General features: G+C 71.8%; 25 protein-coding genes. 16 read left to right on the top strand and 9 right to left on the bottom strand.

Going from position 1 to position 23,808, the window contains the following annotated elements; genetic code table 11:
• Positions 1-23 precede the first annotated feature (23 nt).
• Positions 24-1,007: an aldo/keto reductase gene (locus ACWIF2_RS10650; RefSeq protein WP_454359780.1), complete on the bottom strand. Its 984-nt coding sequence runs from the start codon at positions 1,005-1,007 to the stop codon at positions 24-26.
• 139 nt (positions 1,008-1,146) lie between these two features.
• On the opposite strand from ACWIF2_RS10650, the gene ACWIF2_RS10645 reads away from it, so the two are divergent.
• Positions 1,147-2,883 (top strand): cholesterol oxidase substrate-binding domain-containing protein, encoded by a 1,737-nt coding sequence (locus ACWIF2_RS10645; RefSeq protein ID WP_454359779.1) that lies wholly within the window; start codon positions 1,147-1,149, stop codon positions 2,881-2,883.
• Here ACWIF2_RS10645 and ACWIF2_RS10640 read toward each other — a convergent pair.
• Together ACWIF2_RS10640 and ACWIF2_RS10635 are read right to left on the bottom strand one after the other, a co-directional pair.
• A complete protein-coding gene (locus ACWIF2_RS10640) occupies positions 2,873-3,457 on the bottom strand; it encodes a TetR/AcrR family transcriptional regulator (protein ID WP_454359778.1) in 585 nt (194 codons plus the stop codon). The two genes, ACWIF2_RS10645 and ACWIF2_RS10640, sit on opposite strands and share 11 nt — an antisense overlap.
• Complete coding sequence (locus tag ACWIF2_RS10635) at positions 3,454-4,917, bottom strand: MFS transporter (RefSeq protein WP_454359777.1); 1,464 nt, start codon at positions 4,915-4,917, stop codon at positions 3,454-3,456. The genes ACWIF2_RS10640 and ACWIF2_RS10635 overlap by 4 nt, the downstream gene beginning before the upstream one ends.
• 397 nt (positions 4,918-5,314) lie before the next feature.
• On the opposite strand from ACWIF2_RS10635, the gene melC1 reads away from it, so the two are divergent.
• Both melC1 and melC2 read left to right on the top strand, forming a co-directional pair.
• The gene (melC1, locus tag ACWIF2_RS10630) at positions 5,315-5,683 is read left to right on the top strand and encodes an apotyrosinase chaperone MelC1 (protein WP_454359776.1); all 369 of its coding nucleotides are present in this window, start codon (positions 5,315-5,317) and stop codon (positions 5,681-5,683) included.
• A 31-nt stretch (positions 5,684-5,714) separates the two neighbouring features.
• On the top strand, positions 5,715-6,536 hold the full coding sequence (gene melC2 / locus ACWIF2_RS10625; RefSeq protein WP_454359775.1) for a tyrosinase MelC2: 822 nt from the start codon (positions 5,715-5,717) through the stop codon (positions 6,534-6,536).
• On the opposite strand, the gene ACWIF2_RS10620 is transcribed toward melC2, so the two are convergent.
• Complete coding sequence (locus ACWIF2_RS10620) at positions 6,537-7,250, bottom strand: ribonuclease H family protein (protein WP_454359774.1); 714 nt, start codon at positions 7,248-7,250, stop codon at positions 6,537-6,539.
• A gap of 41 nt (positions 7,251-7,291) precedes the next feature.
• Positions 7,292-8,092 carry a VOC family protein gene (locus ACWIF2_RS10615; protein WP_454359773.1) on the bottom strand — a complete coding sequence of 267 codons (801 nt, stop codon included), beginning with the start codon at positions 8,090-8,092 and terminating at the stop codon, positions 7,292-7,294.
• A gap of 144 nt (positions 8,093-8,236) precedes the next feature.
• Here ACWIF2_RS10615 and ACWIF2_RS10610 point away from each other — a divergent pair, with 144 nt between their 5' ends.
• The 6 genes from ACWIF2_RS10610 (at position 8,237) to ACWIF2_RS10585 (ending at position 15,454) form a co-directional block, all read left to right on the top strand.
• Entirely contained in the window at positions 8,237-9,244 is a 1,008-nt protein-coding gene (locus tag ACWIF2_RS10610; RefSeq protein WP_454359825.1) for a zinc-binding alcohol dehydrogenase family protein, read from the top strand.
• A 442-nt stretch (positions 9,245-9,686) separates the two neighbouring features.
• Positions 9,687-11,144 carry a family 2B encapsulin nanocompartment shell protein gene (locus tag ACWIF2_RS10605; protein ID WP_454359772.1) on the top strand — a complete coding sequence of 486 codons (1,458 nt, stop codon included), beginning with the start codon at positions 9,687-9,689 and terminating at the stop codon, positions 11,142-11,144.
• A 274-nt stretch (positions 11,145-11,418) separates the two neighbouring features.
• A complete protein-coding gene (locus ACWIF2_RS10600; protein WP_454359824.1) occupies positions 11,419-12,597 on the top strand; it encodes a family 2 encapsulin nanocompartment cargo protein terpene cyclase in 1,179 nt (392 codons plus the stop codon).
• A 44-nt stretch (positions 12,598-12,641) separates the two neighbouring features.
• Positions 12,642-13,529 (top strand): geranyl diphosphate 2-C-methyltransferase, encoded by an 888-nt coding sequence (locus tag ACWIF2_RS10595; protein ID WP_454359771.1) that lies wholly within the window; start codon positions 12,642-12,644, stop codon positions 13,527-13,529.
• A 114-nt stretch (positions 13,530-13,643) separates the two neighbouring features.
• Positions 13,644-14,546 carry an SGNH/GDSL hydrolase family protein gene (locus ACWIF2_RS10590; protein WP_454359770.1) on the top strand — a complete coding sequence of 301 codons (903 nt, stop codon included), beginning with the start codon at positions 13,644-13,646 and terminating at the stop codon, positions 14,544-14,546.
• A gap of 32 nt (positions 14,547-14,578) precedes the next feature.
• Positions 14,579-15,454: an aminoglycoside phosphotransferase family protein gene (locus tag ACWIF2_RS10585; protein ID WP_454359769.1), complete on the top strand. Its 876-nt coding sequence runs from the start codon at positions 14,579-14,581 to the stop codon at positions 15,452-15,454.
• Positions 15,455-15,659: 205 nt separating this feature from the next.
• On the opposite strand, the gene ACWIF2_RS10580 is transcribed toward ACWIF2_RS10585, so the two are convergent.
• The gene (locus tag ACWIF2_RS10580; protein ID WP_454359768.1) at positions 15,660-16,142 is read right to left on the bottom strand and encodes a VOC family protein; all 483 of its coding nucleotides are present in this window, start codon (positions 16,140-16,142) and stop codon (positions 15,660-15,662) included.
• Between the two features lie 195 nt (positions 16,143-16,337).
• On the opposite strand from ACWIF2_RS10580, the gene ACWIF2_RS10575 reads away from it, so the two are divergent.
• Both ACWIF2_RS10575 and ACWIF2_RS10570 read left to right on the top strand, forming a co-directional pair.
• The gene (locus ACWIF2_RS10575; protein ID WP_454359767.1) at positions 16,338-16,979 is read left to right on the top strand and encodes an ATP-dependent Clp protease proteolytic subunit; all 642 of its coding nucleotides are present in this window, start codon (positions 16,338-16,340) and stop codon (positions 16,977-16,979) included.
• The gene (locus ACWIF2_RS10570) at positions 16,979-17,581 is read left to right on the top strand and encodes a ClpP family protease (protein ID WP_454359766.1); all 603 of its coding nucleotides are present in this window, start codon (positions 16,979-16,981) and stop codon (positions 17,579-17,581) included. Before ACWIF2_RS10575 ends, ACWIF2_RS10570 begins: the two co-directional genes overlap by 1 nt.
• A 21-nt stretch (positions 17,582-17,602) precedes the next feature.
• Here the strand turns inward: ACWIF2_RS10570 and ACWIF2_RS10565 are convergent, their stop codons facing one another.
• Entirely contained in the window at positions 17,603-17,995 is a 393-nt protein-coding gene (locus tag ACWIF2_RS10565; RefSeq protein WP_454359765.1) for a helix-turn-helix domain-containing protein, read from the bottom strand.
• 243 nt (positions 17,996-18,238) lie between these two features.
• On the opposite strand from ACWIF2_RS10565, the gene ACWIF2_RS10560 reads away from it, so the two are divergent.
• Entirely contained in the window at positions 18,239-19,123 is an 885-nt protein-coding gene (locus ACWIF2_RS10560) for an RNA polymerase sigma factor SigF (protein ID WP_391111546.1), read from the top strand.
• Positions 19,124-19,316: 193 nt separating this feature from the next.
• Here ACWIF2_RS10560 and ACWIF2_RS10555 read toward each other — a convergent pair whose 3' ends face one another.
• Complete coding sequence (locus tag ACWIF2_RS10555; RefSeq protein WP_454359764.1) at positions 19,317-19,781, bottom strand: ATP-binding protein; 465 nt, start codon at positions 19,779-19,781, stop codon at positions 19,317-19,319.
• A gap of 190 nt (positions 19,782-19,971) precedes the next feature.
• Here ACWIF2_RS10555 and ACWIF2_RS10550 point away from each other — a divergent pair, with 190 nt between their 5' ends.
• Genes ACWIF2_RS10550 through ACWIF2_RS10540 form a run of 3 tightly spaced genes read left to right on the top strand, consistent with a single transcriptional unit; the run spans position 19,972 to position 21,106 of the window.
• Positions 19,972-20,112 carry a hypothetical protein gene (locus tag ACWIF2_RS10550; protein WP_454359763.1) on the top strand — a complete coding sequence of 47 codons (141 nt, stop codon included), beginning with the start codon at positions 19,972-19,974 and terminating at the stop codon, positions 20,110-20,112.
• Positions 20,109-20,693: a PRC-barrel domain-containing protein gene (locus ACWIF2_RS10545; protein ID WP_454359762.1), complete on the top strand. Its 585-nt coding sequence runs from the start codon at positions 20,109-20,111 to the stop codon at positions 20,691-20,693. The genes ACWIF2_RS10550 and ACWIF2_RS10545 overlap by 4 nt, the downstream gene beginning before the upstream one ends.
• Positions 20,690-21,106, top strand: coding sequence for a PRC-barrel domain-containing protein (locus ACWIF2_RS10540; protein WP_454359761.1), 417 nt, complete (start codon positions 20,690-20,692; stop codon positions 21,104-21,106). Before ACWIF2_RS10545 ends, ACWIF2_RS10540 begins: the two co-directional genes overlap by 4 nt.
• A gap of 1 nt (position 21,107) precedes the next feature.
• Here ACWIF2_RS10540 and ACWIF2_RS10535 read toward each other — a convergent pair whose 3' ends face one another.
• Positions 21,108-22,235 carry a DUF6777 domain-containing protein gene (locus tag ACWIF2_RS10535; protein ID WP_454359760.1) on the bottom strand — a complete coding sequence of 376 codons (1,128 nt, stop codon included), beginning with the start codon at positions 22,233-22,235 and terminating at the stop codon, positions 21,108-21,110.
• Positions 22,236-22,414: 179 nt separating this feature from the next.
• Between ACWIF2_RS10535 and ACWIF2_RS10530 the strand changes: the two genes are divergently transcribed.
• Complete coding sequence (locus ACWIF2_RS10530; protein ID WP_454359759.1) at positions 22,415-23,713, top strand: streptophobe family protein; 1,299 nt, start codon at positions 22,415-22,417, stop codon at positions 23,711-23,713.
• Positions 23,714-23,808 lie beyond the last annotated feature (95 nt).

Here is a 23,808-nt window from a genome sequence, read left to right as displayed (position 1 = left end):
AGGTGCTGTGAGGGAGGCTGTCGCTACCAGCGGGATTCGACCTGGTCCTTGATGCGCCGCTCGTAGAGGTCGCGTACCGCCGCCAGCGTCTCGCCGGACAGCTCCGGCAGGCGGGCGGCGTTCGCGTTGGCACGGGCCTGCTCGGGTGAGCGGGCGCCGGGGATCACGGTCGTGACGCCGGGCTGCTCGACGATCCAGCGCAGGGCCAGCTGGGCCGGGGTGTATCCCTCGGGGGCGAGCGCCGCGAACTCGGCGGCCGCCTCGACACCGGTGGTGTAGTCGACGCCGGAGAACGTCTCGCCCACGTCGAAGGCCTCGCCGTGCCGGTTGTAGGCACGGTGGTCGTTCTCGGGGAAGACCGTCTCCCGCGTGTACTTGCCCGACAGCAGGCCGGAGGCGAGCGGGACACGGGCGATGATGCCGACCCCTGCCGCACGGGCGGCCGGGAGCACCTCGCGCAGGGGCTTCATACGGAACGGGTTGAGGATGATCTGCACGCTCGCCACGTTCGGCCGGGCGATCGCGGTCAGCGCTTCCTCGCAGGTCTCGACGCTGACGCCGTACGCGGCGACACGCTCCTCCTCGACCAGGGTGTCTAGGGCGTCGAACACCTCGTCCGTGGAGTAGACGGGCGTCGGCGGGCAGTGCAGCTGCACCAGGTCGATCCGGTCGACGCCGAGGTTGCGCCGGGACCGGTCGTTCCAGGCGCGGAAGTTGTCGAGCACGTAGTTCCCGGGGATCTGGTCGACCCGGCGGCCCATCTTCGTGGCGACCAGGACGTGCAGGTCCGGCCTGCCGCTGAGGAACGTGGCGATGGTCTGCTCGCTGCGTCCGTCGCCGTACACGTCGGCGGTGTCGAAGAAGGTCACCCCGGATTCGGCCGCCGTCTCCAGTACCGCGAGGGCTTCCTTGTCGTCGACGTCTCCCCAGTCGGCACCCAGCTGCCATGTGCCCAGGCCTACGACCGAAGCGTGCTGACCCGACCTGTCGAATGTGCGCTCGTCCATGGGCGTCAGTCTGTCATCCGTCACGGGTTCACGCGGAAGGTCTCACTCCGGCCTGCCGAACCCTCCAAATTCACTCACACGAGTGAATAGGCGCGACAAGAATGTGTCACGTGTCAACCGGCGCCTAGCGTGGCTCGACGTGACTACTGGTTCAGTGAGCAACGTCCCTTCGCAGGACCCGCGTTGGACGCGCCGGGGCTTCCTCCTCACGGCGGCCGCCCTGGCCGCCGTGCCGGGATTGCCGGCGGATCCGGCGGCCGCCGCGGCGGAGTTGCCGGACTTCCCGGCGGACGTCGCCCTGTACCGCTCGGCATACCGGAACTGGGTCGGCGAGATCACCGCCGACGGTCTGTGGGCCTGCGCGCCGGACAGCGCGGAACAGGTGGCCGACGTCGTCAACTGGGCGTGGCGGCACGGGTGGCGGGTGCGCGCCCGGGGCGCCTCGCACGGCTGGTCGCCCCTGACCGTGACGGAGGGGACGCCGTCCGGCGCGCCCGTCCTCCTCGTCGACACCACGCCCCGTCTGACCGGCCTCGCGCTGGACTCGCCCACGGCCGTGCGTGCCGGAACCGGCGTGACCATGGAAGCGCTGCTGACCTTCCTGGAGGAACACGGCCTGGGCGTCACGGCCGCTCCCGCTCCCGGTGTCCTCACCCTGGGCGGCGCCCTGGCGATCGACGCGCACGGCACGGCCGTCCCCGCGCGGGGCGAAAGCCGGCGGCCCGGGCACACGTACGGCTCGCTCAGCAACCTGATCCTGTCCCTGACGGCGGTCGTCTGGGACTCCCGGGCCGGCGCGTACGTGGTGCGCACGTTCCGCCGTGACGAGGCGGACTGCGCCGCGCTGCTGACCCATCTCGGACGGTCCCTGGTGACCGAGGTGGTGCTGCGGGTGGGCGCCAACACGAACCTGCGGTGCGTGAGCCGTACGGACATCCCGGCGGGCGAGCTGTTCGCCGCTCCGGGCTCCGACGGGCGTACCTTCTCACGCTTCCTGGACGAGGCCGGGCGGGTCGAGGCGATCTGGTTCGCGTTCACCGAGCATCCCTGGCTGAAGGTGTGGAGCGTCTCCCCCACCCGGCCGCTGACCTCGCGGCGCGTGACACGGCCGTACAACTACCCGTTCTCCGACAACATCCCGGCACCGGTGGCGGAGCTGGTGGGGCGGATGACGTCGGACGCGGCCTGGTATCTGGCGCCGGTGCTGGGCACCGCGCAGTACGACGCGGCCGCGCTCGGGCTGGTGACGACGCTGTCCGCCGACCTGTGGGGGCCGTCCAAGAACACCCTGCTGTACCTGAAGCCGAGCACCCTGCGGGTGCACGCCGACGGCTACGCGGTCCTGACCTCGCGGGAACAGGTGCAGCGGGTGGTCTCCGAGTTCGCCGCCTTCTACCGGGAGCGGCTGGCGGCGTACGCGGCCCGGGGCAGCTTCCCGGTCAACGGCTCGGTGGAGATCCGGGTGACCGGCCTGGACGAGCCGGGCGACGCCGGGGTGGCCGGAGCCCGCCCGCCGCTGCTGTCCGCGCTCCGGCCGCGCGAGGACCACCCGGAGTGGGACACGGCCGTGTGGCTGGACGTCCTGACGCTGCCGGGCACGCCGGACGCGGAGGCGTTCCTGCGCGAGATCGAGCGGTTCCTGCTGCGCACCTTCGACGGCGGTTTCGCCCTCACCCGGGTGGAGTGGTCCAAGGGGTGGGCGTACACGGACGACGGGGTGTGGAGCGATCAGGAGGTGCTCGGTTCGGTGGTGCCGGCCGCGGTCGGTACGGCCGAGTGGGCCGAGGCGGACGCGGCGCTGGACCGGCTCGATCCGCACCGCGTCTACGGCAACGCCTTCCTGGACCGCCTGTTCGGCCAGGGCGCTACGGGGTGAGGTGCGCCTGCACCGCGGGCGCGTAGCGGTCCACCAGGGCGTCGACCGTGCTCGCCCGCACCTCGGTGCCGCGGGCGATGCCGTACATCACGCCCAGGCCGAGCAGGGTGGCGACGGCCAGTTCGGCGCGCAGCCCGGCGTCGGGGCCGGTGAGGCGGTCGGTGAGGCGGTCGGTCACCTGGGTGCGGAAGTTGGCGCGCAGGATGTCGCCCTGCTCGCCGTGCAGGGGCGCGAACACGATCCGCAGCAGCGGGTCGGCGCCCTGCTCGGACTGGCTGACCAGGACGTGCCGGACCATGTGCGGTCCGAGTTCCCCGAGCGGCGCGGACAGCAGGGCGGCGGCGTCGCTCTCGAAGGACATGACCCGGGCGAACAGCGTGTCCTTGTTGCCGAAGTACTTGAGGATCAGCGGCGGGCTCACACCGGCGCGCTCGGCGACCGCCTTGAGCGTGATGTCGGCGTGCGCGTGCCGGGCCAGCAGATGACGGGCCGCCTTCAGGATGGCCGCCTTGGTCGCCTCGGCGTCCCTGCGGGCCGGCGTGGGCGTGACGGAAGGAGTGCTCACGGCACTCATGCTCCCTCCATCGCCCGGTCGTGCGCGCCCCGGGGACGGTCCCCGGCCGTTTCAGGACCGTCCGGTTCGTCGGACGCGGAGTCGCCCGGGATGCACAGTGCCGCCACGACGGCCAGGAGCGCGACCGCACCGGCCATCGCGAAGGCCAGCAGGTATCCGTGCAGGGTGGGGACCGGAGCCCCGCCGACGAGGCTGGTGTGGTGCACGAGGAGGGCGGCCACGGCGGCACTGGAGCAGGCCTGGCCGATCGTCCGCATCAGGACGTTGACGCCGTTGGCGGAGGCGGTCTGTCCGGCCGGCACGGCACGCAGGATCAGTGTGGGCAGCGCCGAGTAGGCCAGGGTGGTCCCGGTCGCGACGACCGTGGCCCCCGCGATGATCATCCAGAGATCGCGGCTGTCGGCGATACGGACCGCGTACCCGGCGGCGATGACCGCCGCCCCGAGAGCGAGCGTGACGCGCGGCCCGCGCGCGGCGGAGATCCGGGCGGAGACGGGCGACAGCAGCAGCATGACCACACCGCTGGGCAGCAGGCACAGGCCGGTGGCGACGATGGACAGACCGAGCCCGTACCCGGTCGCCTCGGGCGCCTGCACGAGCTGGGCGGTGACCAGGGTGTTGGCGTAGAACGCGAATCCGGCGAGCAGTGCGGCCACATGGGACAGTCCGACCCGGGGCCGGGCCACCAACCGCAGGTCCACCAGCGGCTGTTCGGCCCTCAGCTGCTGCCACCACCACAGCGCGAGCACGACGGCGGCGGCCAGGAACAGGCCGACGACGCGCGGGCTGCCCCAGCCCCACTGCCCGCCCTGGGAGACCCCGAGCAGCAGGCACACCAGCCCGACGGCCAGTCCCAGCGCGCCCGGCACGTCGAACCGGCCCGGTTCGCGCACCGGCGACTCCCGCACCGCCCACCACACCAGCGTCACGCCCGCGGCCCCGAGGGCGCTGGTCACCCAGAACATGGTGTGCCAGTCCGCGTACTGCACGATCACCGCGGCCAGCGGCAGGCCGAGCGCGGCGCCGATGCCGACGGTGGAGCTCATCAGCGCCACGGCCGAGCCCCGGCGCTCCGGCGGCAGCTCGTCCCGCAGGATGCTGATGGACAGCGGGACGACCGCTGCGGCGGCGCCGGACAGGGTGCGGGCGGCGATCAGCACGCCGATGTCGGAGGTCAGGGCGCACAGGACCGAGCCCAGGGTCATCAGTGCCAGGGCCGCCATGAGCACCCGTCGCTTGCCGTACATGTCGCCGGCCCGGCCCAGGACCGGGGTGAGGACGGCCCCGGACAGCAGGGTGGCCGTGACCATCCAGGAGACCGTGCCCGCCGAGGCGCCGGTCAGCCGGGGCAGATCGGGCAGCAGGGGCACGACCACGGTCTGCATGACGGCCATGAGGATGCCACCGAAGGCGAGCACCGGGACGGTGAGCCTGTTGCGTATCGCGGCGGTCCGGTCCATCGGCACTCCAGTGGGCGGCGCCCGGGCGAGACAGCGGGTGAATGACAATTCACCTTACTGGTGAATTGCAATTCACCCAAGCCGTGAGGTCGAGCCCGGCCCTGAGGTCACGCCGCGTGACCGGACCGCCGGATCGCGCCACTTCGCGGCGTGACGTGCGCCACGGGCAGCGGACCGCACGGGGAGGAACAACCGCCCCGGCCCCCCTCGCGGGCGGAACTTCCCCTTCCGAACCCGCTCCCCCACCCCTGGGAGCAAGATCACCTTCGTTCAACCTTGCACGACATGAGGGGAATTGCCCGGATCACAGCCAACCGGCTCGCGCGGATTTCTCCCGGTACCGGACGGACCGGTAGGCATGCCCAGGTCAACACCCGAACCGACCCAGGAGGTCCGCATGCCGGAACTCACCCGTCGCCGCGCCCTCACCGCCGCGGCCGTCGTCGCCGGGACGGCCGGTGTCCTGCCCGCCGTCGTACCCGCCACGGCCGCCACCGGGCACCACGACTCCCCCGGGACCTTCGACGAGGTCTACAAGGGCCGCCGGATACAGGGCCGCCCGGCCACCGGGACCGGTCACCACCACCACGGCGCCGGGTACACCGTGCTCGTCGACGGAGTGGAACTGCATGTGATGCGCAACGCCGACGGCACCTGGATCAGCGTCGTCAGCCACTACGACCCGGTGGCCACCCCGCGCGCCGCCGCCCGCGCCGCGGTGGACGAGCTGCAGGGCGCGCCGCTGCTGCCCTTCCCCGCCAACTGACCCGCCCCGAAAGGCTCTGGAGCACCCGCACATGACCGTCCGCAAGAACCAGTCCGCCCTGACCGCCGACGAGAAGCGGCGTTTCGTCGCCGCCCTCATGGAGCTGAAGCGCAACGGCCGCTACGACGAATTCGTCACGACGCACAACGACTTCATCGTCTCCGACACCGACAATGGCGAGCGGACGGGCCACCGCTCACCGTCCTTCCTGCCCTGGCACCGAAGATTCCTCCTGGAGTTCGAGCGGGCGCTCCAGTCGGTGGACGCGTCGGTGGCCCTGCCGTACTGGGACTGGACCGTCGACCGTACGCCGCGTGCCTCGCTGTGGGCGCCCGACTTCCTCGGGGGTACCGGGCGCGAGCGGGACGGCCGGGTGCCGGACGGGCCGTTCGCCGCGTCCGCCGGCAACTGGGCGATCAACGTGCGGGTCGACGGGCGTACGTTCCTGCGCCGCTCCCTCGGTTCCGGGGGACGCCAGCTGCCGACGGCGGCCGAGGTCGAGTCAGTGCTGTCGATGCCGACGTACGACATGGCGCCCTGGAACAGCGCCTCGGACGGTTTCCGCAACCACCTCGAAGGCTGGCGCGGAGTCAATCTGCACAACCGCGTCCATGTCTGGGTGGGCGGGCACATGGCCACCGGCGCCTCGCCCAACGACCCGGTGTTCTGGCTGCACCACGCGTACATCGACAAGCTGTGGGCCGAGTGGCAGCGGCGGCACCCCGGCTCCGGCTATCTGCCCACCGCGGGCACGCCGAACGTGATCGACCTCAACGAGACGATGCGGCCCTGGCACGACACGAGCCCGGCGGATCTGCTGGACCACACACCGCACTACACGTTCGACGTCTGATCAGGCGGTGGCGGCCGTGCGGCACTCCGGGTGTCCCCAGCCGCTGTCGTTCTTGGCGATGGACTCGCCCGCCGCGTAGGAGCGGCCGCACTGGCAGCGGCCGGGGAACTTCGCCTTGATGGTGCGCGAGGAGCCCTTCGACGCGGAACCCTTCGCGGTGCGCGCCGAGCCGCCGCGGGGCCGGGAGCGCGGGGGCTTGGCCGGGGTGTCCGGGGCGGGCGGCGGCTCGGGGGAACCGAGTTCGCTGCCCGCGGACTCCTGGACGGTGGCGGCCTGGCTGGCGGCTCGGTCGGCGAAGTCGTTGAGCCGGTCGCCGTCGACCTGGTGGGCGGGCACGTAGCGGAACTCCACCGAACGGCCGTCCAGGAGTTCGTCGATGCGCACGACGAGGTCCTGGTTGGCGACCGGCTTGCCGGCGGATGTCTTCCAGCCGTTGCGCTTCCAGCCGGGCAGCCAGGTGGTGACGGCCTTCATCGCGTACTGCGAGTCCATCCGGATCTCGAGCGGTACGCCCGGGTCGGTCGCGCTCAGCAGGCGCTCCAGCGCGGTCAGTTCCGCGACGTTGTTGGTGGCCTTGCCGAGCGGCCCGGCCTCCCAGCTCACCGGGCTCTCGGAAGCGTCGGCGACGACCCAGGCCCAGCCCGCGGGCCCCGGGTTTCCCTTCGAAGCCCCGTCGCACGCGGCCACAACACGTTCACGCATGGGCTCGATCATGCCATGGCCGCGCGGTCCGCCCGGCCGGGAGGGCCGGGTGGCTACGACACGTCGGTCAGCTTCGGCATGTCCCCCTCGGTCGTCGTGACGTCGATCACCGAGAAGTTCGCGCCCTGCGGATCGCTGATGGCCGCGAACCGGCCGAACGGCGTGTTCATCGGACCGAACCGCAGGACGCCGCCGAGCTTGGTCGCCTTCGCCACGGCTTCGTCGCAGTCCTCGACGGTGAAGTAGACGTTGATGTACGGCGGCACCTCGGGCGGGAATTCCTCCGTCATCTTCATCCGGCCCAGCACACTGCGTTCGCCGAGGTCGTAGATGCGGAAGTCCATCTCACCGTCCTCCATGTCCCGCTGCCGGTAGGAGAAGACGGCGGGGAAGAACGCGTCGGACTTCTCCGGCTCGCGGGTGAAGACCTCCGCCCAGGCGTAGGCGCCCGGTTCGGCCATCACCTCGAAGCCCTCGTGGGTGCCGGCCTGCCAGACGCCGAAGACGACACCGCCCGGGTCCCGGGCCAGGCACATGGTGCCGAAGTCGCCGACCTGCATCGGCTCCATCAGCACCTCGCCGCCGTTGTCGCGGATCCGGGCGGCGGTGGCGGCGGTGTCCCGGGCGGCGAGGTACAGGCACCACTGCGAGGGGGCCTCCGGCTGGCCGGGCATGGGCGGGACGACGGCGGCGACCGCCTTGCCGTTCGCGTAGGCCTGGGTGTAGTCGCCGTACTCCGCCGACGCCTCGGCGAAGGTCCAGCCGAGGACGTCTCCGTAGAAGTTCTTGGCCCCTTCGAGGTCACTGAACGTCGCGTCGGCCCAGCAAGGGGCTCCTTCAGGTTGCACGGCCATGGCTGCGACCCTCTCCGGATGGGTGGATGGTCCGTTTCCTCACGCTAGTCACCCTCGGGGCGGCCCGCGCGCCGAACAGTCGGTTCCGCCGCACACTGGGCGGGAGCCCTCGGCAGGACGGGGAGCGGTATGGCGGACGGGACGATGCGCGCGTGGTCGGTGGAGCGGCCCGGGCCGGTCGAGGAGGGGTCGCTCCGGCTGGTGGAGAAACCGGTGCCGGTGCCCGCGGACGACGAGTTGCTGGTGCGGGTGCGCGCCTGCGGAGTGTGCCGTACCGATCTGCATGTCGCCGAGGGCGATCTGTCCGTGCGCCGGGTGGGAGTCACGCCCGGTCACGAGGTCGTCGGGGCGGTGGCCGGGGCGGGTGCGGCGGTGCGCGGCTTCGCGGTGGGTGACCGGGTCGGTGTGGCCTGGCTGCGCCGCACGGACGGCGACTGCGCGTACTGCGCTCGCGGCGCGGAGAACCTCTGTCCCGCGTCCGAGTACACGGGCTGGTACGCCGACGGCGGCTACGCGGAGTACACGACCGTACCGGCCGCGTTCGCCTATCGGGTGCCGGTCGGGGTGCCGGACGTGGCGCTGGCGCCCTTCCTGTGCGCGGGCATCATCGGCCACCGCGCGCTGCGGCGGGCCGCGCTGCCGCCCGGCGGGAGGCTGGGGCTGTACGGCTTCGGGGGCAGTGCCCATCTGTGCGCGCAGGTGGCCCTGGCCGAGGGCGCCGTGGTGCACGTCATGACGCGTGGTGCGGCCGCGCGGCGGCTGGCGCTGGAGCTGGGCGCGGCCTCCGCACAGGACGCCTACGCGAGGCCGCCGGAGCCGCTGGACAGCGCGATCCTCTTCGCCCCGGCCGGCGAACTGGTCCCGGTCGCCCTGCGCGCCCTCGACCGGGGCGGCGTCCTCGCCATCGCCGGCATCCATCTCACCGACACGCCTCCCCTGCACTACGAGACCGAGCTGTTCTACGAGAAGCAGGTGCGCAGCGTCGCGTCCAACACGCGCGCGGACGGCCGGGAGTTCCTGGCACTGGCGGCCCGCTACGGCGTCCGCGCGACCACGCGTCCCTACCCGCTGTCGCGGGCCGCGGAGGCGCTCGGGGACCTGAAGGCGGGGCGGTTCGACGGGGCGGCGGTGCTGGTGAACGACTGGGTGTGAGGGTATCGGCGCGCGAGTCACCAAGGGGTGTGCGCCGGAGCGGTACGGGCGGTGACTGGGGCGATTCGCGGCGTCCGTGCACCCTGTGCGCGGGGCGCGGCCGGGTCGGCGAGCGGCGTGAGGGCACACGCCCGCTCGTCCTCCGCCCCCATCGTGGGTTTGCCACCTCCGGCGCGAGAAGCCGCCCCCTTCACGCGGTTATCCGGCCGCCTCTGCCGCTGTTTGGCTATGCCTCGCGGCTCGTCCGGCTCACCGGCGCCACGAGACCGCCGCCTTCGCCGGCCACCCCCACCGTCCCTGCCACCACTCCATCCGTCCCAGCCGACCACTCCGCTCAGGCCCGGGGCGGAACAGGGCGCACCCGTGTCCCATGCCCCCCTGCTCAGCAGGGACTCCGCCCCGCTCACTCAGCGAACACCCCGTTCGATCCCAGGGAGGGAATGTGTCCGCCCCCGAAAGCACCACCGGCCCCGCCACCGAAGACCCCGCCCCCGACCCCGCCGCAGGCCCCGGCGCGGCCGAGGATCGGCTCACCAGTCTCAGCACGCAGGCGGCGCGCCAGCTCGCCACCACCACCAAGTCCGTGCCGCAGATGCAGGCCATCACGTCGCGCTGGCTGCTCAAGATGCTGCCGTGGGTCGACATCAGGGGCGGTGCCTACCGGGTCAACCGGCGTCTGACCTTGCGTCTCGGCCGGGGCCGGGTGCAGTTCGAGCAGAACGGCGCGGACGACATCAGGGTCATCCCCCAGACGCTCACCGAACTGCCCGTGCTGCGCGGCTACTGCGACGGCGAGGTGCTGAAGCAGATCGCGTCGCGCTTCGAGGTCCGTGAGGTGCGCGTCGGCGAGGTGCTCTTCGAGGCCGGCCAGCCCGTCACCGAGGCCTATCTGATCGTGCACGGCCGTTTCACCCGGTACGCCGCCGGCAAGTACGGCGAGGAGGAGGTCATCGGGGTCGTCACGGACGGCGAGGGGCTCGGTGACGAGGCCGTGGGACGGGCCGATCCGCTGTGGCTGACGTCCGTACGGGCGGAGACCTCGGGCGTCGTGCTGGTGCTGTCCTGGGACGCCCTCCGGGAGTACACGGACCGTGTTCCCTCCCTCGCGGCCCATCTGCAGGCCTATGCGGAGCAGCAGAGCAAGCCCATGAACCGCAAGGGCGAGGCGGATGTGCCGGTGCAGGCCGGGCACGTGGGCGAGCCGGTGCTGTCCGGCGGCTTCGTCGACTACGAACTCACCCCGCGCGAGTACGAGTTGTCGCTGACGCAGACCGTATTGCGGGTCCACTCCCGGGTCGCCGACCTCTACAACGACCCGATGGACCAGACCGAGCAGCAGCTCCGGCTGACCATCGAGGAGATCCGTGAGCGGCAGGAGTGGGAGCTGGTCAACAACCGCGAGTTCGGGCTGCTGCACAACATCGACTACAGCCAGCGCATCAGCACCTTCTCGGGGCCGCCGACCCCGGACGACATGGACGAGCTGTTGTCGATGCGGCGCAAGACCCGGATGTTCCTGGCTCATCCCAAGGCGATCGCGGCGTTCTTCCGGCAGTGCAACAAGCGCGGGCTGGTGCCCGGCACGGCGAACGTCGACGGGCACGAGGTACCCGCCTGGCGGGGTGTGCCGTTCTTCCCGTGCGGCAAGATCCCGGTCAACGACCACCACACCAGCAGCATCATCGCGCTGCGCACCGGCGAGGCCGACCAGGGGGTCGTCGGGCTGTTCCAGACCGGTATCCCGGAGGAGTACCAGCCCGGCCTGAACGTACGGTTCATGGGCGTCGACGAGATGGCGATCATCCGCTACCTGGTCACCGCGTACTACTCGATGGCCATCCTGGTGCCCGACGCCGCGGGCGTCCTGGAGAACGTCCAGATCGGCCGGACGGCCGGCTGACGGGGTGGACTCGAGTACGCCGATGAACATTCCTTCGTCCCCGGGCTCGCAGCCCCCCGCCGCCGACACCGACCGGTCCTCCGCACCGGATCCCCACCCGACGCCCGGCCTTCCGGCCCCACCGCCCTCGAACTCCGCGCCCCAACCCGGCCTGCCGGATGCAGGGTCTCCGACCCCACCGAGTTCCGCACACCGGGCGGTCTTCCGGCCTCCGTCCCCGCCGGACTTCGGATTCTCAGCCCGACCGGCCCCGAGGTCTCCTGCGCCGGCGCCACTGCCCCAGGGCTCCGCGATCACCCCGGGCTCCGCAGCCCGCCCGGCCTTCCGCCCTCCCGCCCCACCGACACTCAGCTTCCCGACCCCGAGCCCTTCGAGCTCCGCGCCCCCCGCACCTCCGAGTGCTACGGCCCGACCCGTCCCCCGCCGCACCCCACCCGGCCCCCCGAGCCTCCCCCGCAACGGACGGGCCCGGCGTGGTGGTCCCGTGCCCGGGCTTCGGTATCGGGCCGCCGTGCCCGCCGATCCCGAGAAGGTCGAGGAGGTCGACCGGAGGCTGGAGGCCTGGGCGCACGGGCTCGATCTGTTTCCGCCGTCCTGGACGGGGGACTTCGCGGGGTTCCAGTTCGGCCGGGCCGTGGTGCTCCAGCATCCCGGCGCCGCCGATCTGGACCGCCTCACCGTCGCAGGCGAGCTGCTGCTGGCGGAGAACCTCGTCGACAGCTGCTACTGCTCCGAGGACGAGGACCGGGGCGGGTCCTCCCGGGGGCTCGGCGGACGGCTGGTCATCGCCCAGTCGGCACTCGACCCCTTCCACGGCCCACCGGAGGCGGAGGAGGAGTGGCGCCGAGGGCTGACCGCCGACGGGCCGTTGCGTTCGTACCACCGTGCGCTGCGGGACTACGCCGGGTTCGCCACGCCCAGCCAGACCGACCGGTTCGTGCACGACATCGCCCGGCTGCACCTCGGGTACGTCGCCGAGGCCGCCTGGGCGGAGACGCGGTACGTGCCGCGCGTCTGGGAGTACCTGGTGATGCGGCAGTTCAACAACTTCCGCCCCTGCCTGTCGATCGTCGACGCCGTGGACGGCTACGAACTGCCCGAGGCGGTCTACGCCCGGCCGGAGATCCAGCGGATCACGGCGCTCGCGTGCAACGCCACCACGATCGTCAACGACCTGTACTCCTTCACCAAGGAGCTGGCGGCCGAACCGGACCACTTCAACCTGCCGCTCGTCATCGCCGCCGACGAACAGTGCGGACTCAAGGCCGCCTATCTGAAGGCCGTCGAGATCCACAACCAGATCATGGACGCCTTCGAGGAGGAGTCCGCGGTCCTGTCCGCCGCCTCGCCGCTCGTCGCGCGCTACGCCCGGAGCCTTGCCGCCTGGGTGTCCGGCAACCACGAGTGGCACGCCACCAATACCCACCGCTACCACCTGCCCGACTACTGGTAGAGCACGATCCCCTGACGTCACGCGAGAAGCACGAGGAGCCGTCCTTGACCACCACCGCCGACGCCACCACCGCAGCAGCACTGCCGTCCCCGTCCGCCGCCCAGTCGACGTACCAGACCCGCGTGGCCGACTACTGGAACGCCGAGGAGAACCCGGTCAACCTCGAACTGGGGAAGATCGACGACCTGTACCACCATCACTACGGCGTCGGAGACGCCGACTGGTCCGTCCTCGACGAGCCCGACCCGGCGCTGCTCCGCGAGCGGGTCACCTCCGAACTGCACCGCCTGGAGCACGCCCAGGCGGAACTGCTCGCCACCTACCTCGGCCCCCTCTCCCCGGCCGATCGCGTCTTCGACGCCGGCTGCGGACGCGGCGGCGGCAGCGTCGTGGCGAACCTGCGGTACGGCTGCCGCGCCGACGGCGTGACGCTCTCGGCCAAGCAGGCGGACTTCGCGAACGAGCAGGCCCGGCAGCGCGGCATCGACGGCAAGGTCCGCTACCACTGCCGGAACATGCTCGACACGGGCTTCCCGTCGGGCGCGTTCGCGGCGTCGTGGAACAACGAGTCGACCATGTACGTGGAGCTGGACCTGCTGTTCGCCGAGCACGCCCGGCTGCTGCGCCGCGGCGGACGCTACGTGGTGATCACCGGCTGCTACAACGACACCTACGGGCGGGCCTCCCGCGAGGTGTCCCTGATCAACGCCCACTACATCTGCGACATCCATCCGCGGTCGGAGTACTTCAGGGCGATGGCCCGCAACCGGCTGGTCCCCGTCCATGTGCAGGACCTCACCGACACGGCCATCCCCTACTGGGAGCTCCGCAAGCGGGCCGACCATCTCGTCACGGGCATCGAGGACACGTTCCTGACCGCGTACAAGAACGGCAGCTTCCAGTACCTGATGATCGCGGCCGACCGCGTCTGACCGGTCGTCATATCGTCGGCCACGGGCACCTCGTGGCCGACGCGCGTCTTCCGCCCCGGGTCCGGTTGTGCTTGCCTGGGGACCCGTTTCACCGGCCGGGGCGGGAGTTGCCGTATGCGCGGACCGTGGATCGTGGGTGTCCTGCTGGCCGGGCTGCTGCTCGGGGCGTGCGGGGATCCGTCGTCCGGACCTGGCGGGTCCCCGCCGTCCGCGCCGGAGGTGTCCACGACGCAGCACCAGCGGGCCCCGGCCTCACCCAGCCCCCGCGCCCCCGCCAAGGCGCCCCGCGTGCTGTACCTGGGCGACTCGCTGGCCATGGAGAACCAGAAGGTCCTCGGCCAGGAGCTGCGCCGGGACCTGCGGGCGACGTACACGAGCGCCCCCTACTCGGGCACCACCCTGTGCGACTACCTGGAGGGCACGGCGGAGCGATCGCTCGTACCGGCACGCGACAAGGCGGCCGCCCTGGTGCGGTCGCTGCGGCCGGACTTCGTGGTGCTGCAGTTCTGGGGCAACGCCTGGGACTTCACCTGGTGCATGGACAAGATCACGTACGACGGTTCGCGGGAGCGGTACTTCGAGCGGTACGAGGCCGACGCGCGCCGGCTCGTCGAGCAGATCGCGACGGCCGGCGGGGCGCGCCGGCCGCGGATCGTGTGGGTGCTCCAGGGCCCGGACCCGATCACTCCCGACCGGGTGCGGCGCGTCAACGGGCTGTACGAGCGGCTGGCCGCCGGCTCGGACGGCATCGTCGCCGACGCCGGTGGGGCGGTGAGCCCCGGCTCGGACCGCTACACATGGACGCAGCACCTGCCCTGCACGGCCTACGAGCGGGCCCACCCCGACTACTGCACCCAGCCCGGCCGCGACCGGACGGCCCTGCACCGGGACGACGACTACCTGCACTTCTGCCTGGCCCCCACGACGTCCACGCCGAAGCCCTGCCCGGTGCGTTCGCCCGGCATCCTGCGCATCGCCCGGGAAATCACCAAAACCATTCGACAGTCGGTGGACTGACCGCTCGAATGGGCGTCATGTGCGCTGTGCGAATGCATGAGGACGAGCGGGACGTCGATGTGCCGCTCGTCGCCCGGCTGGTCGCGGAACAGTTCCCGCGGTGGGCGGGGCTGCCCCTGCGGCGTCTGGAGTCGTCCGGGACCGAGAACGCCATGTTCCGCCTCGGCGCGGACAAGGTCGTGCGGCTCCCCCGGCATCCCCGCGCCGTCGATGCCATCACGCACGAGCTGCGCTGGCTGCCCCGGCTGGGCCCGGGCCTGCCCGCCGCCTCGCCCGAACCCCTCGGACGGGGCGGGCCCGGCGCCGGGTTCCCGTGGCCCTGGTCCGTGTACGGGTGGCTGGACGGGCGCAACCCGGTGCCCGGCGCCCTCGATGAGCCGGGGCCGCTCGCCGAGGACCTGGGCGCCTACGTCGCGGCCCTGCGGCGGATCGACCCGGCGGAGGGCCCGACCGGTTACCGGGGAGTGCCCCTGGCCGCCCGGGACCGCTTCATGCGCGAGGCCCTCGAACAGCTGGCGGGGCGGGTCGACACCGCAGCGGTGTCGGAGGTGTGGGAACAGGCCCTGCGCGCCCCGGAGTACGCCGGGCCGCCGGTCTGGGCGCACGGTGATCTGATGGCCGGGAACCTGCTGGTCACGGGCGGACGGCTGAGCGCCGTGATCGACTTCGGCACGGTGGGGGTGGGAGATCCCGCCGTCGACCTCATCAGCGCCTGGTGCGTGCTGCCCGCCGAGGTCCGTGGCGTCTTCCGCGAGGCCGCGGGCGCCGGTGAGGCCGAGTGGGCAAGGGGCCGGGGCTGGGCGCTGTCGATCGCGGTGATCGCGCTGCCGTACTACTGGGACACGAACCCCCCGGTCGCGGAGAACTCCCGGCATGTGATCCGGGAGATTCTGGCCGAGAGGGCTTAGGGGTCCTTTCACTATGAGCGTCCGATCAGGGCGCGTGGTCTGGTGCCGTGCATCGCAAGGCGCCGGAGCGCCCTCGTGGCGGAGCCACGCGGGCGTTTCGGCAACGCGGCGAGGTGCGGTGCCAGGCCGCGCGACCCGGACGGGCATAGTGAAAGGACCCCTTAGGGGCAGGCAGGGTCCTGCCCCTCGACCGGAGGGGGGCACCTCACTCGCCTGCGTAGGCCTTGTCCAGGGTCGCGATGTCGAACTTGCTCATGGCCATGAACGCCGTGGTCACACGGGCCACCTTCGCCGGGTCCGGGTCGGTGATCATGTCCTGGAGCCGGTCGGGGACCACCTGCCAGGACACGCCGTACTTGTCCTTGAGCCAGCCGCAGGGACCGGGCTCGCCGCCGTTCTCGGTGAGCTTCGTCCAGTAGTAGTCGATCTCCTCCTGGTCCGCGCAGAAGATCATGAAGGAGACCGCCTCGGTGAACTTGAACTGGGGGCCGCCGTTGAGCGCGAGGAACTTGTGGCCGTTAGCGGTGAACTCGACGGTCATGACGCCGCCGGCGGGCTGGAGCGCACCCTCGGGGTAGCGGGCGACCTTGCCGATGCTGGAGTTCTTGAAGATGGAGACGTAGAGGTGGGCGGCCTCTTCGGCCTGGCCGTCGAACCAGAGACACGTGGTGAAACCGTCGGTGGTCATGAGTCCTCCTGGGCGCGTGGAACGCTGTCACCACTGTCGACCGGCTTCCGCCCCGGAACTCATCGGTCGGCCGGCCGGCAAGTTCAGACGCCCGCTCTGCCCGTGGCGAATCTGCCGCGGGCAGAGAATCCGTACAACGGCATCATCCGAGGTCAAGAGTGGAGTCGAGGGCATCCCCGACCACGAGGAGAACCGATGACTCCACTCACGAATCTCGCCCCACGGGCGGAGGAGGGCGACACCCCTCCGACCCGGTTCGACGACCAACTGGCCGCCCAGTTGCTCGCGCAGCGCATCGTGCTGCTGGGCACCCAGGTCGACGAGGTCTCCGCGAACCGGGTCTGCGCTCAGCTGCTGATCCTGTCCGCCGAGGACCCGCGCACCGACATCAGCCTGTACATCAACAGCCCCGGCGGGGCCGTGCACGCGGGACTCGCCATCTACGACACCATGCGGCTCGTCCCCAACGACGTCTCCACGCTGGCCATGGGCTTCGCCGCGAGCATGGGCCAGTTCCTGCTCAGCGTCGGCGCACCCGGCAAACGCTACGCCCTGCCCAACGCGCGGATCATGATGCACCAGCCGTCGGCGGGGATCGGCGGCACCACCGCCGACATCGAGATCCAGGCGGAGAACCTGGAGTTCACCAAGCGGACCATCGAACGGATCACGGCGGAGCACACCGGACAGAGCGAGGAGACGATCTCCCGGGACGGCGACCGGGACCGCTGGTTCACGGCCGAGGAGGCCAGGGAGTACGGCATGGTCGACCGGGTCGTGGAGTCCCTCGCGGACGTCCGCCCGACGGCCGGCCGGCGCAGGATGGGGCTGCAGTGATGGGGAGCTACACGATTCCGAACGTCGTCGAGCGCACCCCGCAGGGCGAGCGGTCCTACGACGTGTTCAGCCGGTTGCTGTCCGAGCGGATCATCTTCCTCGGCACGGAGATCGACGACGGCGTCGCCAACGTCGTCATCGCGCAGCTCCTCCACTTGGAGTCCTCGTCCCCGGAGAGCGAGATCGCGATCTACCTCAACTCGCCCGGGGGCTCGTTCACTTCGCTCATGGCCATCTACGACACGATGTCGTACGTGCGGGCGCCGATCTCGACGTTCTGTGTCGGACAGGCGGCCTCCACGGCGGCCGTGCTGCTGGCCGGCGGGGACCCCGGACGGCGGTTCGTGCTGGAGCACGCGCGCGTGCTGCTCGGCCAGCCGGCGAGCGGAGGACAGCGCGGCATGGTCTCCGACCTGGCCCTCCAGGCCAGGGAGATGGTGCGGATCCGCGCCCAGGTCGAGGAGGTGCTGGCGCGGCACACCCACCACGAGGTGGCGACCCTGCGGGCCGACATGGACCGCGACAAGGTGTTCACCGCGCAGGAGGCGGTGGGCTACGGGCTGGCCGACGAGGTGCTCAGCCGGCGCCTCGTGCGGGTCTGAGGCGCCGGCCGGCAGACGGACTCAGGCGGCCAGGCACATTCCGTCGTACGACGACGGGGACGCCGCCCCGCGGCGGCTCGCACTGCCCGTGTACCGCGAGGTGACGCGGGTCAGTTCGCCCTGCGTCCTCGACAACAGGTCGCCGAGGCCCAGCCCGAGGGCGCGGGCGGCGGCCGCGAGGACCTCCGAGGAGGCCTCCTTGCGGCCGCGCTCGACCTCCGACAGATACGGCATGGAGATCCGTGCCTCGTCGGCGACGTCCTTCAACGTGCGCTCCTGGGCGAGGCGTTCACGGCGCAGGACGTCGCCGACCAGGTCGCGCCAGAGCGGCTCCTTCACGGCGGGGGCCGGGGGGCTCGCGCCGTGCGGGCGCAGCGGGATGACGCGGGCTTCGTTCGGCACGTGGTTGGTCACCTGTCCAGCCTAGGAGCACCGGACGCGGAGGGAAGGGATCGGCGTTGCGCCCTGGGTGGAATCACGGGCGGGGCACGACTCTTGCCCGCTGTCGGCCGAATGGGTGAGCATGGACGGACCGGAATGCCGTGCTCCATCGATTTTCCGCCGCACGGTATTCGCGGGCATGTGTGGCGCCTCCCCGGGTACCCGCAACCCGGAAGGACCTAGGCAGATGCAGCCGTGACTTCGTGGGGAGAGGTAATGGAGACCGCCGTGATCCGGTCGAAGGCAGAGGTCGCCGGGGAGAACGCCGAGGCCGGGACGGGTGACGGAGCACTGCCGGTCGTGGACCCGCGGTCCGTTGCCCCGCGGGACGCCAGGGCGCTGTCCCGCCAGTTCTTCCAGCGTCTGACGGAACTCGAAGAGGGCACGCACGAATACCAGTACGCGCGCAACACGCTGATCGAGATGAACATGTCGCTCGTGCGGTTCGCGGCCGGCCGTTTCCGTGGCCGCGGCGACGACATGGAGGACATCGTCCAGACCGGCATGATCGGCCTGATCAAGGCCATCGACCGGTTCGAGCTGTCGCGCGAGGTCGAGTTCACCTCCTTCGCGCTGCCGTACATCGTCGGTGAGATCAAGCGGTTCTTCCGGGACACGACCTGGGCGGTGCATGTGCCGCGCCGGCTGCAGGAGCTGCGCGTGGAACTGGCCAAGGCCCGCGAGGAACTCGCCAGCCGGCTGGACCGCGAGCCGACCGTCGCCGAGCTGGCCACGCTGATGAACATCTCCGAGAACGAGGTCGTCGAGGGACAGATCGCAGCGAACGGGTACAACTCGTCGTCGCTGGACGCCGCGCTCACCGGCGACGGGCCGGAGGGCGGCGAGGCGGTCCTGGCCGACTTCATCGGCGTCGAGGAGGACGGGCTGCGGCTCGTCGAGGACTTCCACTCGCTCGCGCCGCTCATGGCGGAGCTCAGCGAGCGCGACCGGCAGATCATCCACATGCGGTTCGTGGAGGAGGCCACCCAGGCTGAGATCGGCGAGGAGCTCGGCTGCTCGCAGATGCACGTCTCGCGCCTGATCAAGCGGATCATCACCCGGCTGCGCGAGGGCATGCTGGGCGAGCTCGGCTGCGCCTGACGCAGACGCCGGGCGGTCCGGGCATACGGCGACCAGCGGGTGCTGTCCCCCATGCGGGAGGGGACGGCACCCGCGACCGTGTCGGCTCACACGGCACAGCAGCAGGAGCAACCCCCGGGGAGGGACGCCTCATCCGGACGCCTCATCCGCACGTTCAAACAGACGGCTCAGACGGGCGGCCAAGACGGAGGGCTCAGGCACCGGTGGCTTCGGCGAGCGGCAGCACGGCGCGCACGCGCTTGCCCACCGGGACCCGCTCCACGCTGACCTGCTCCGCGAGCGCGTGGACGATCTCCAGGCCGTGCCGGCCGACGCGCTCCGGGTTGCGCGGGAAGATGCGGGGCAGGGCCGAGCTGCTGTCGTAGACCGCAACGGTCACAGCGGTGTCCGTGCCGACGAGTTCCAGGATGTACGGCCCGTTGCTGTGCCGGTCGGCGTTGGTAACCAGCTCACTGACCACGAGCTGCACCGCCCCGTCGGCCCGGTCGTCGATGCTCGCGCACCACTCGGTCCGGAGCTGGTCGAGGAAGAGCGCGGCGAAGGACCGCGCCTCGGCGATGCATCCCTGCTCGCCCGAGTAGTGTGCCGCCCGCCTCAGCGGTTCAACGGGCACGTCGAAACCAGTCGGTATCACTGCCCCGTCCAGGTGGTCGATCATTTGTTTCTTTCTGGGAAGAAGCCGGACTGGCCGGACGCTCTGCACCAGTGCTCGTACCCCGAGCCGGGCTTCGCAGTCCTGACACGTTTCGGCCCGTCCCGTGCCCTGGGCATTGTCCCCCGCGCGCGGGGCACTCGGAAGGAATCAGGACCGGTCGAGGGCGGCCGGGCCGGATCGCCGGAGGTGTGCGGTGGCCTGGTGGATATGGCTGGTCGTGGTGGTCGCGGCGCTCGCGGGCATCGCCGTGGTGACGCTCGCCGTGCAGGCCGGCCGGCGGTCGGGCACGGTCATCGCGGTGCGGCGCCGGCCCGGCGGGAAGGGTCTGCGATGAACCAGCTGATGGCGGCACGGAGCCTGACGACCCTGCCGGTGGTCACCCTGGGCGGCGACGCCGTCGCGCAGATCAAGGACACCGTCTTCGACGCCGCGGCCGGGCGTATCACCGGCTTCACGCTCAGCGGCCGCGGCCTGCTGTCGGGGCCGATGAAGCAGAGCCTGCCCTGGCCGGCGGTGCACGCGCTGGGCCCGTACGCGGTCATGATCGTCGATGCCGGTGCCCTGGCGGACACGCCCGTCGTGGTGGCACGCCGTGAGGCCCAGCAGGGCCGGGTCCTGCACGCCAAGGTGCTGACCGACGAGGGCGCAGAGGTGGGCACGGTGCTCGACGTGGTCGTCGAGGGCGGTACCAGCGGCCGGGTCGTGGGCTTCCGGATCGCCGCGGCCAAGGAACTGGTGCGGGCCTCCCGGCGGCGTCGGCACCGGGTGTACGTACCGCGCGGCGAGACGCTCGCGGTGTCCGGCCGCGCCCTGGTCATCCCGGCGGACGCCACCCGCTACGTCGCCGACGACCTGCCTGCCTTCGTCGCCCGGGTGGGCGCCTTCCAGGAGGGGCACGAGGGGACGCCGTCATGATGCTGTTCTCGCAGGCGCGCGGACTGCCGGTGCTGACCCTGGCCGAGGCGGAGGAGCTCGGCGTCGTGCGGTCGCTGACGGTCGACGCGGCGGCCGGTGTGGTCACGCATGTCCGGGTGCGGGGCCGGCACTCCCGCAAGGAGACCGTGCTGGCCTGGGGTGCCCTGCACGCGCTCGGCCCCGACGCCGTGCTCGTCCGCTCCGCCGCCGCCCCGGCCGAGGTGCCCTCGCACCACGAGCTGCCGGGCCTCAGGATCCTCACCGAGACGGGCGACTGGCTCGGCACGGTCCAGGACGTCGCGTTCGAACCGGACACCGGCCGCATCGAGGCGGTCGTCACCGCCCAGGGCGATGTGCCTGCCGACCGGCTGCTCGGGCTCGGGGACTACGCCCTGGTGGTCCGCGCCGGATGACTCAGGAAGCCGGGGCCTGGTCCGTCGCGCCGCCCCCGGTGTCCTGGCCTGTGTCGTTCGCGGGCGGGGGCGGTGAGTCGTCCGCAGGCGGCGATTCGTCCGTCGTCGGTCCGGAAGTCGTCTCCGTGGTCGGCGGTTCGCTCGTGGTCGGCTCTGACGAGGTCGAGCCGGTCGGCGTGGTGACGGTCGCCGACGGGGTGGGCTTGCTCGGCGGAGCCGTCCTGCGGTCGTTCTCGCCCGTGTCGCCCTTGTCGCGCTTGAACCACTCGCCGTCGGGCTCGCACATCACGAAGACGTCGATCGGCTCCTCGGCGGGCTTGACCGCGACGACGTCCGACGCCTTGTACCCCGCCCACTTGTCCCCGGTCGTCTTGCCCTGCTGGGAGACCGGCGGGGTCAGCGGGTTGCCGCACGCGCAGCGCACCCGGGGCACGCCGCGGTCGTCGACGAGCACGGCCGTGCCGGCCTGGAGGACGGCCTGGTACTGCGTGGGGCGGCCGTTCTTGTAGCCGTGGTTGGTGACCCAGGTGTCCATACGCAGTTGCACGGGGGTGAGCGAGCGCAGGTAGGCCGGGACCTCGGACGGCTCGATGCGCTGGACGGAGGCGAACGCGCGCTGCTTGTCCGGGGCCTGCTTGAGGTACGTGATCTGCTTCTCCACATCGCAGCTGGCGACGTTGCGGGTGCCGCCGTACAGGCCGGGCGCCCCGCCCCGTACGGCCCGGACGGCGTTCGGGGAGGCCGATCCGGCGGGCGTCGGCGTGACCGACGGGGCGGAACCCTCCTTGGCCGTCGAGTCGGTGAACGGGTCAGGGCCGGTGTCGGCCGCGGGCTGCAGCAGGACATCGCTGTCGGAGGTACTGGTACCTCCGTCTGACGCGCCCGTGCCGCCGTCGGGGCGGGTGAACACCACGGCCAGGACCACGGCGGCCACGACCGCGCCGGCGATGAGCGCGACACGAGGGACGGAGCCCCACCACGGGCGGCGGGGCTCCGGCGGTTCACCACCACCCCCGCTCGGTGGCTCGGGGGGCGGCGCGCCGCCCCCCGAGGGCGGCTGGGAGGGACCCGACAGCGGGCCCGAGGGAGGTCCTGTGGGGCGACCGGACGACGGCGGTTCGACGCTCACGAGCTCTTCTTCCCACGTGGGTTCTGTGCGGCCTTCGCACACCCGAGGCGATCAGTCCTGGTATATACCGCTTCTTCCACTACGAGTTCATTGTGTGCCCCGGCCCCGTCCGGCTCGCAAGCCGACGCGGACGGACCTCCCGACGGGCGCCCGGCGCGGGCGCTGCTTAGCGTGGCAGCGTGAGTTCGCGCACCTCCTCCGGCCAGGCACGTACCTCCGGCGCGCGGGCCGTCGCCCGCCACGGCTGGGTGCACGCCCTCGTCACGGTGCTCGGCGGGCTGCTCGCCATGGCGCTGGTGGCCACGCTCGGCCTGTGGGCCGCCGGGGCCGCAGACCTTCCGGACGGCGCGTTCGGTCCGGTCGTCATGGCGACCGTGGTCACCGCCTTCGGGGGCACGGTGAAGCTCTCCGGGAGCGCCGGTGACTTCGCCGACACCCAGGCGGGACTGACCGTGATCCCGCTGTCCGTCACGCTCACCGGGGCGTTGGTGATCGCCTGGGGCTTCCTGCGGCCGCTGCGCCATCGCGCGGTCGCCGGCACCGCGGAACTGGCCGGCTGGGCCGCCAGGATCGCGGTCCTGTGGCTGCTCGCGCTGATCGGCGTGACCCTCGCCGCCCGCCACACGTTCGATCTCTCCCTCGGCGACGAGCAGCTGGGGGAACTCGGCGACCTGTTCGGCGCCTCGCCGAAGATCGGTTTCACCACCGACGTTCCGCTGTCCGTGTTCGTCGGCCTGGTCTGGCTGGCCGGTGTGCTGGTGCTGGCCCTGCTGGTGTCGCGCGGCGCCCCGCTGCCGGCCGGGCTGCTGCGCTTCCAGGCGTCGGTGCGTCCGGCCGCGTACGCGATGGTCGCGCTGCTGCTCGCCTACGTCGCCATCGGTGTGGTCATCGCGCTGGTCGTCGCGGCGACACGGGGCCACGCGACGGAGACGTTCGCCGTGATTCTGCTCGGCATGCCCAACCTGGTGTGGCTGGCGCTGACCATCGGCCTCGGCGCGACCTGGACGGGCCGCGTGGAGGGGCCGTTCGGGCTGCCCATGCCGCAGGTGCTCGACGAGGTGCTGCGCACTCCGGACATCTCGGAGCTGAACCTGCGCACGCTCTCCGAGCACGACGGCCGGGTGTGGTGGCTGCTGGCCGTCGACGTGGTGCTGCTGCTGGCCGCCGCGTTCGTGATGGCGGCCCGGTCACCGGCCCGGGTCCGGGCCTGGCAGCACGCCGTGCACATGGCGGTCGCCCTCATGCTCACGGTGTTCATGATCTGCCTCGTGGGACGCATCTCCGCGCACTACGGCCTGTCCGTGCTCGGCATCGGCGACCTGGGCGGGAGTCTCGGGGGCGAACTCTTCCTCAGACCCCGGCTGTGGGGTGCCGTCGCCCTGGCCGTCCCCTGGGGGCTTGTGACCGGATTCGCCGGGGCCCTGCTGGCACGGCACGTGCGACGCCGAGGCGAGGTCCGCTCCGAGAGCGGGAGCTGACGCCGGGGCGCTACGTCCGCTGCGGGAAGACCGGTTCGGCCCAGCGCGGCGGCGGCTTCGGCCGCTCCACCCCCGGCTCCCGGCCCCTCCGGGCC

Source organism: Streptomyces sp. NPDC055506, from assembly GCF_053643595.1.
The sequence above is the reverse complement of the archived record's forward strand: the minus strand, read 5'-3'. Positions and strand labels throughout refer to the sequence as shown.

Excerpts from the sequence above, each read along its gene's own strand:
- ACWIF2_RS10640 (WP_454359778.1), bottom strand. The coding sequence starts at position 3,457 with ATGAGTGCCGTGAGCACTCCTTCCGTCACGCCCACGCCGGCCCGCAGG.
- ACWIF2_RS10590 (WP_454359770.1), top strand. The coding sequence starts at position 13,644 with ATGCGCGGACCGTGGATCGTGGGTGTCCTGCTGGCCGGGCTGCTGCTC.
- ACWIF2_RS10610 (WP_454359825.1), top strand. The coding sequence starts at position 8,237 with ATGCGCGCGTGGTCGGTGGAGCGGCCCGGGCCGGTCGAGGAGGGGTCG.
- ACWIF2_RS10620 (WP_454359774.1), bottom strand. The coding sequence starts at position 7,250 with ATGATCGAGCCCATGCGTGAACGTGTTGTGGCCGCGTGCGACGGGGCT.
- ACWIF2_RS10585 (WP_454359769.1), top strand. The coding sequence starts at position 14,579 with ATGCATGAGGACGAGCGGGACGTCGATGTGCCGCTCGTCGCCCGGCTG.
- ACWIF2_RS10650 (WP_454359780.1), bottom strand. The coding sequence starts at position 1,007 with ATGGACGAGCGCACATTCGACAGGTCGGGTCAGCACGCTTCGGTCGTA.
- ACWIF2_RS10545 (WP_454359762.1), top strand. The coding sequence starts at position 20,109 with ATGAACCAGCTGATGGCGGCACGGAGCCTGACGACCCTGCCGGTGGTC.
- ACWIF2_RS10560 (WP_391111546.1), top strand. The coding sequence starts at position 18,239 with ATGGAGACCGCCGTGATCCGGTCGAAGGCAGAGGTCGCCGGGGAGAAC.
- ACWIF2_RS10570 (WP_454359766.1), top strand. The coding sequence starts at position 16,979 with ATGGGGAGCTACACGATTCCGAACGTCGTCGAGCGCACCCCGCAGGGC.
- ACWIF2_RS10540 (WP_454359761.1), top strand. The coding sequence starts at position 20,690 with ATGATGCTGTTCTCGCAGGCGCGCGGACTGCCGGTGCTGACCCTGGCC.
- melC1 (WP_454359776.1), top strand. The coding sequence starts at position 5,315 with ATGCCGGAACTCACCCGTCGCCGCGCCCTCACCGCCGCGGCCGTCGTC.
- ACWIF2_RS10555 (WP_454359764.1), bottom strand. The coding sequence starts at position 19,781 with ATGATCGACCACCTGGACGGGGCAGTGATACCGACTGGTTTCGACGTG.
- melC2 (WP_454359775.1), top strand. The coding sequence starts at position 5,715 with ATGACCGTCCGCAAGAACCAGTCCGCCCTGACCGCCGACGAGAAGCGG.
- ACWIF2_RS10575 (WP_454359767.1), top strand. The coding sequence starts at position 16,338 with ATGACTCCACTCACGAATCTCGCCCCACGGGCGGAGGAGGGCGACACC.
- ACWIF2_RS10580 (WP_454359768.1), bottom strand. The coding sequence starts at position 16,142 with ATGACCACCGACGGTTTCACCACGTGTCTCTGGTTCGACGGCCAGGCC.
- ACWIF2_RS10635 (WP_454359777.1), bottom strand. The coding sequence starts at position 4,917 with ATGGACCGGACCGCCGCGATACGCAACAGGCTCACCGTCCCGGTGCTC.
- ACWIF2_RS10615 (WP_454359773.1), bottom strand. The coding sequence starts at position 8,092 with ATGGCCGTGCAACCTGAAGGAGCCCCTTGCTGGGCCGACGCGACGTTC.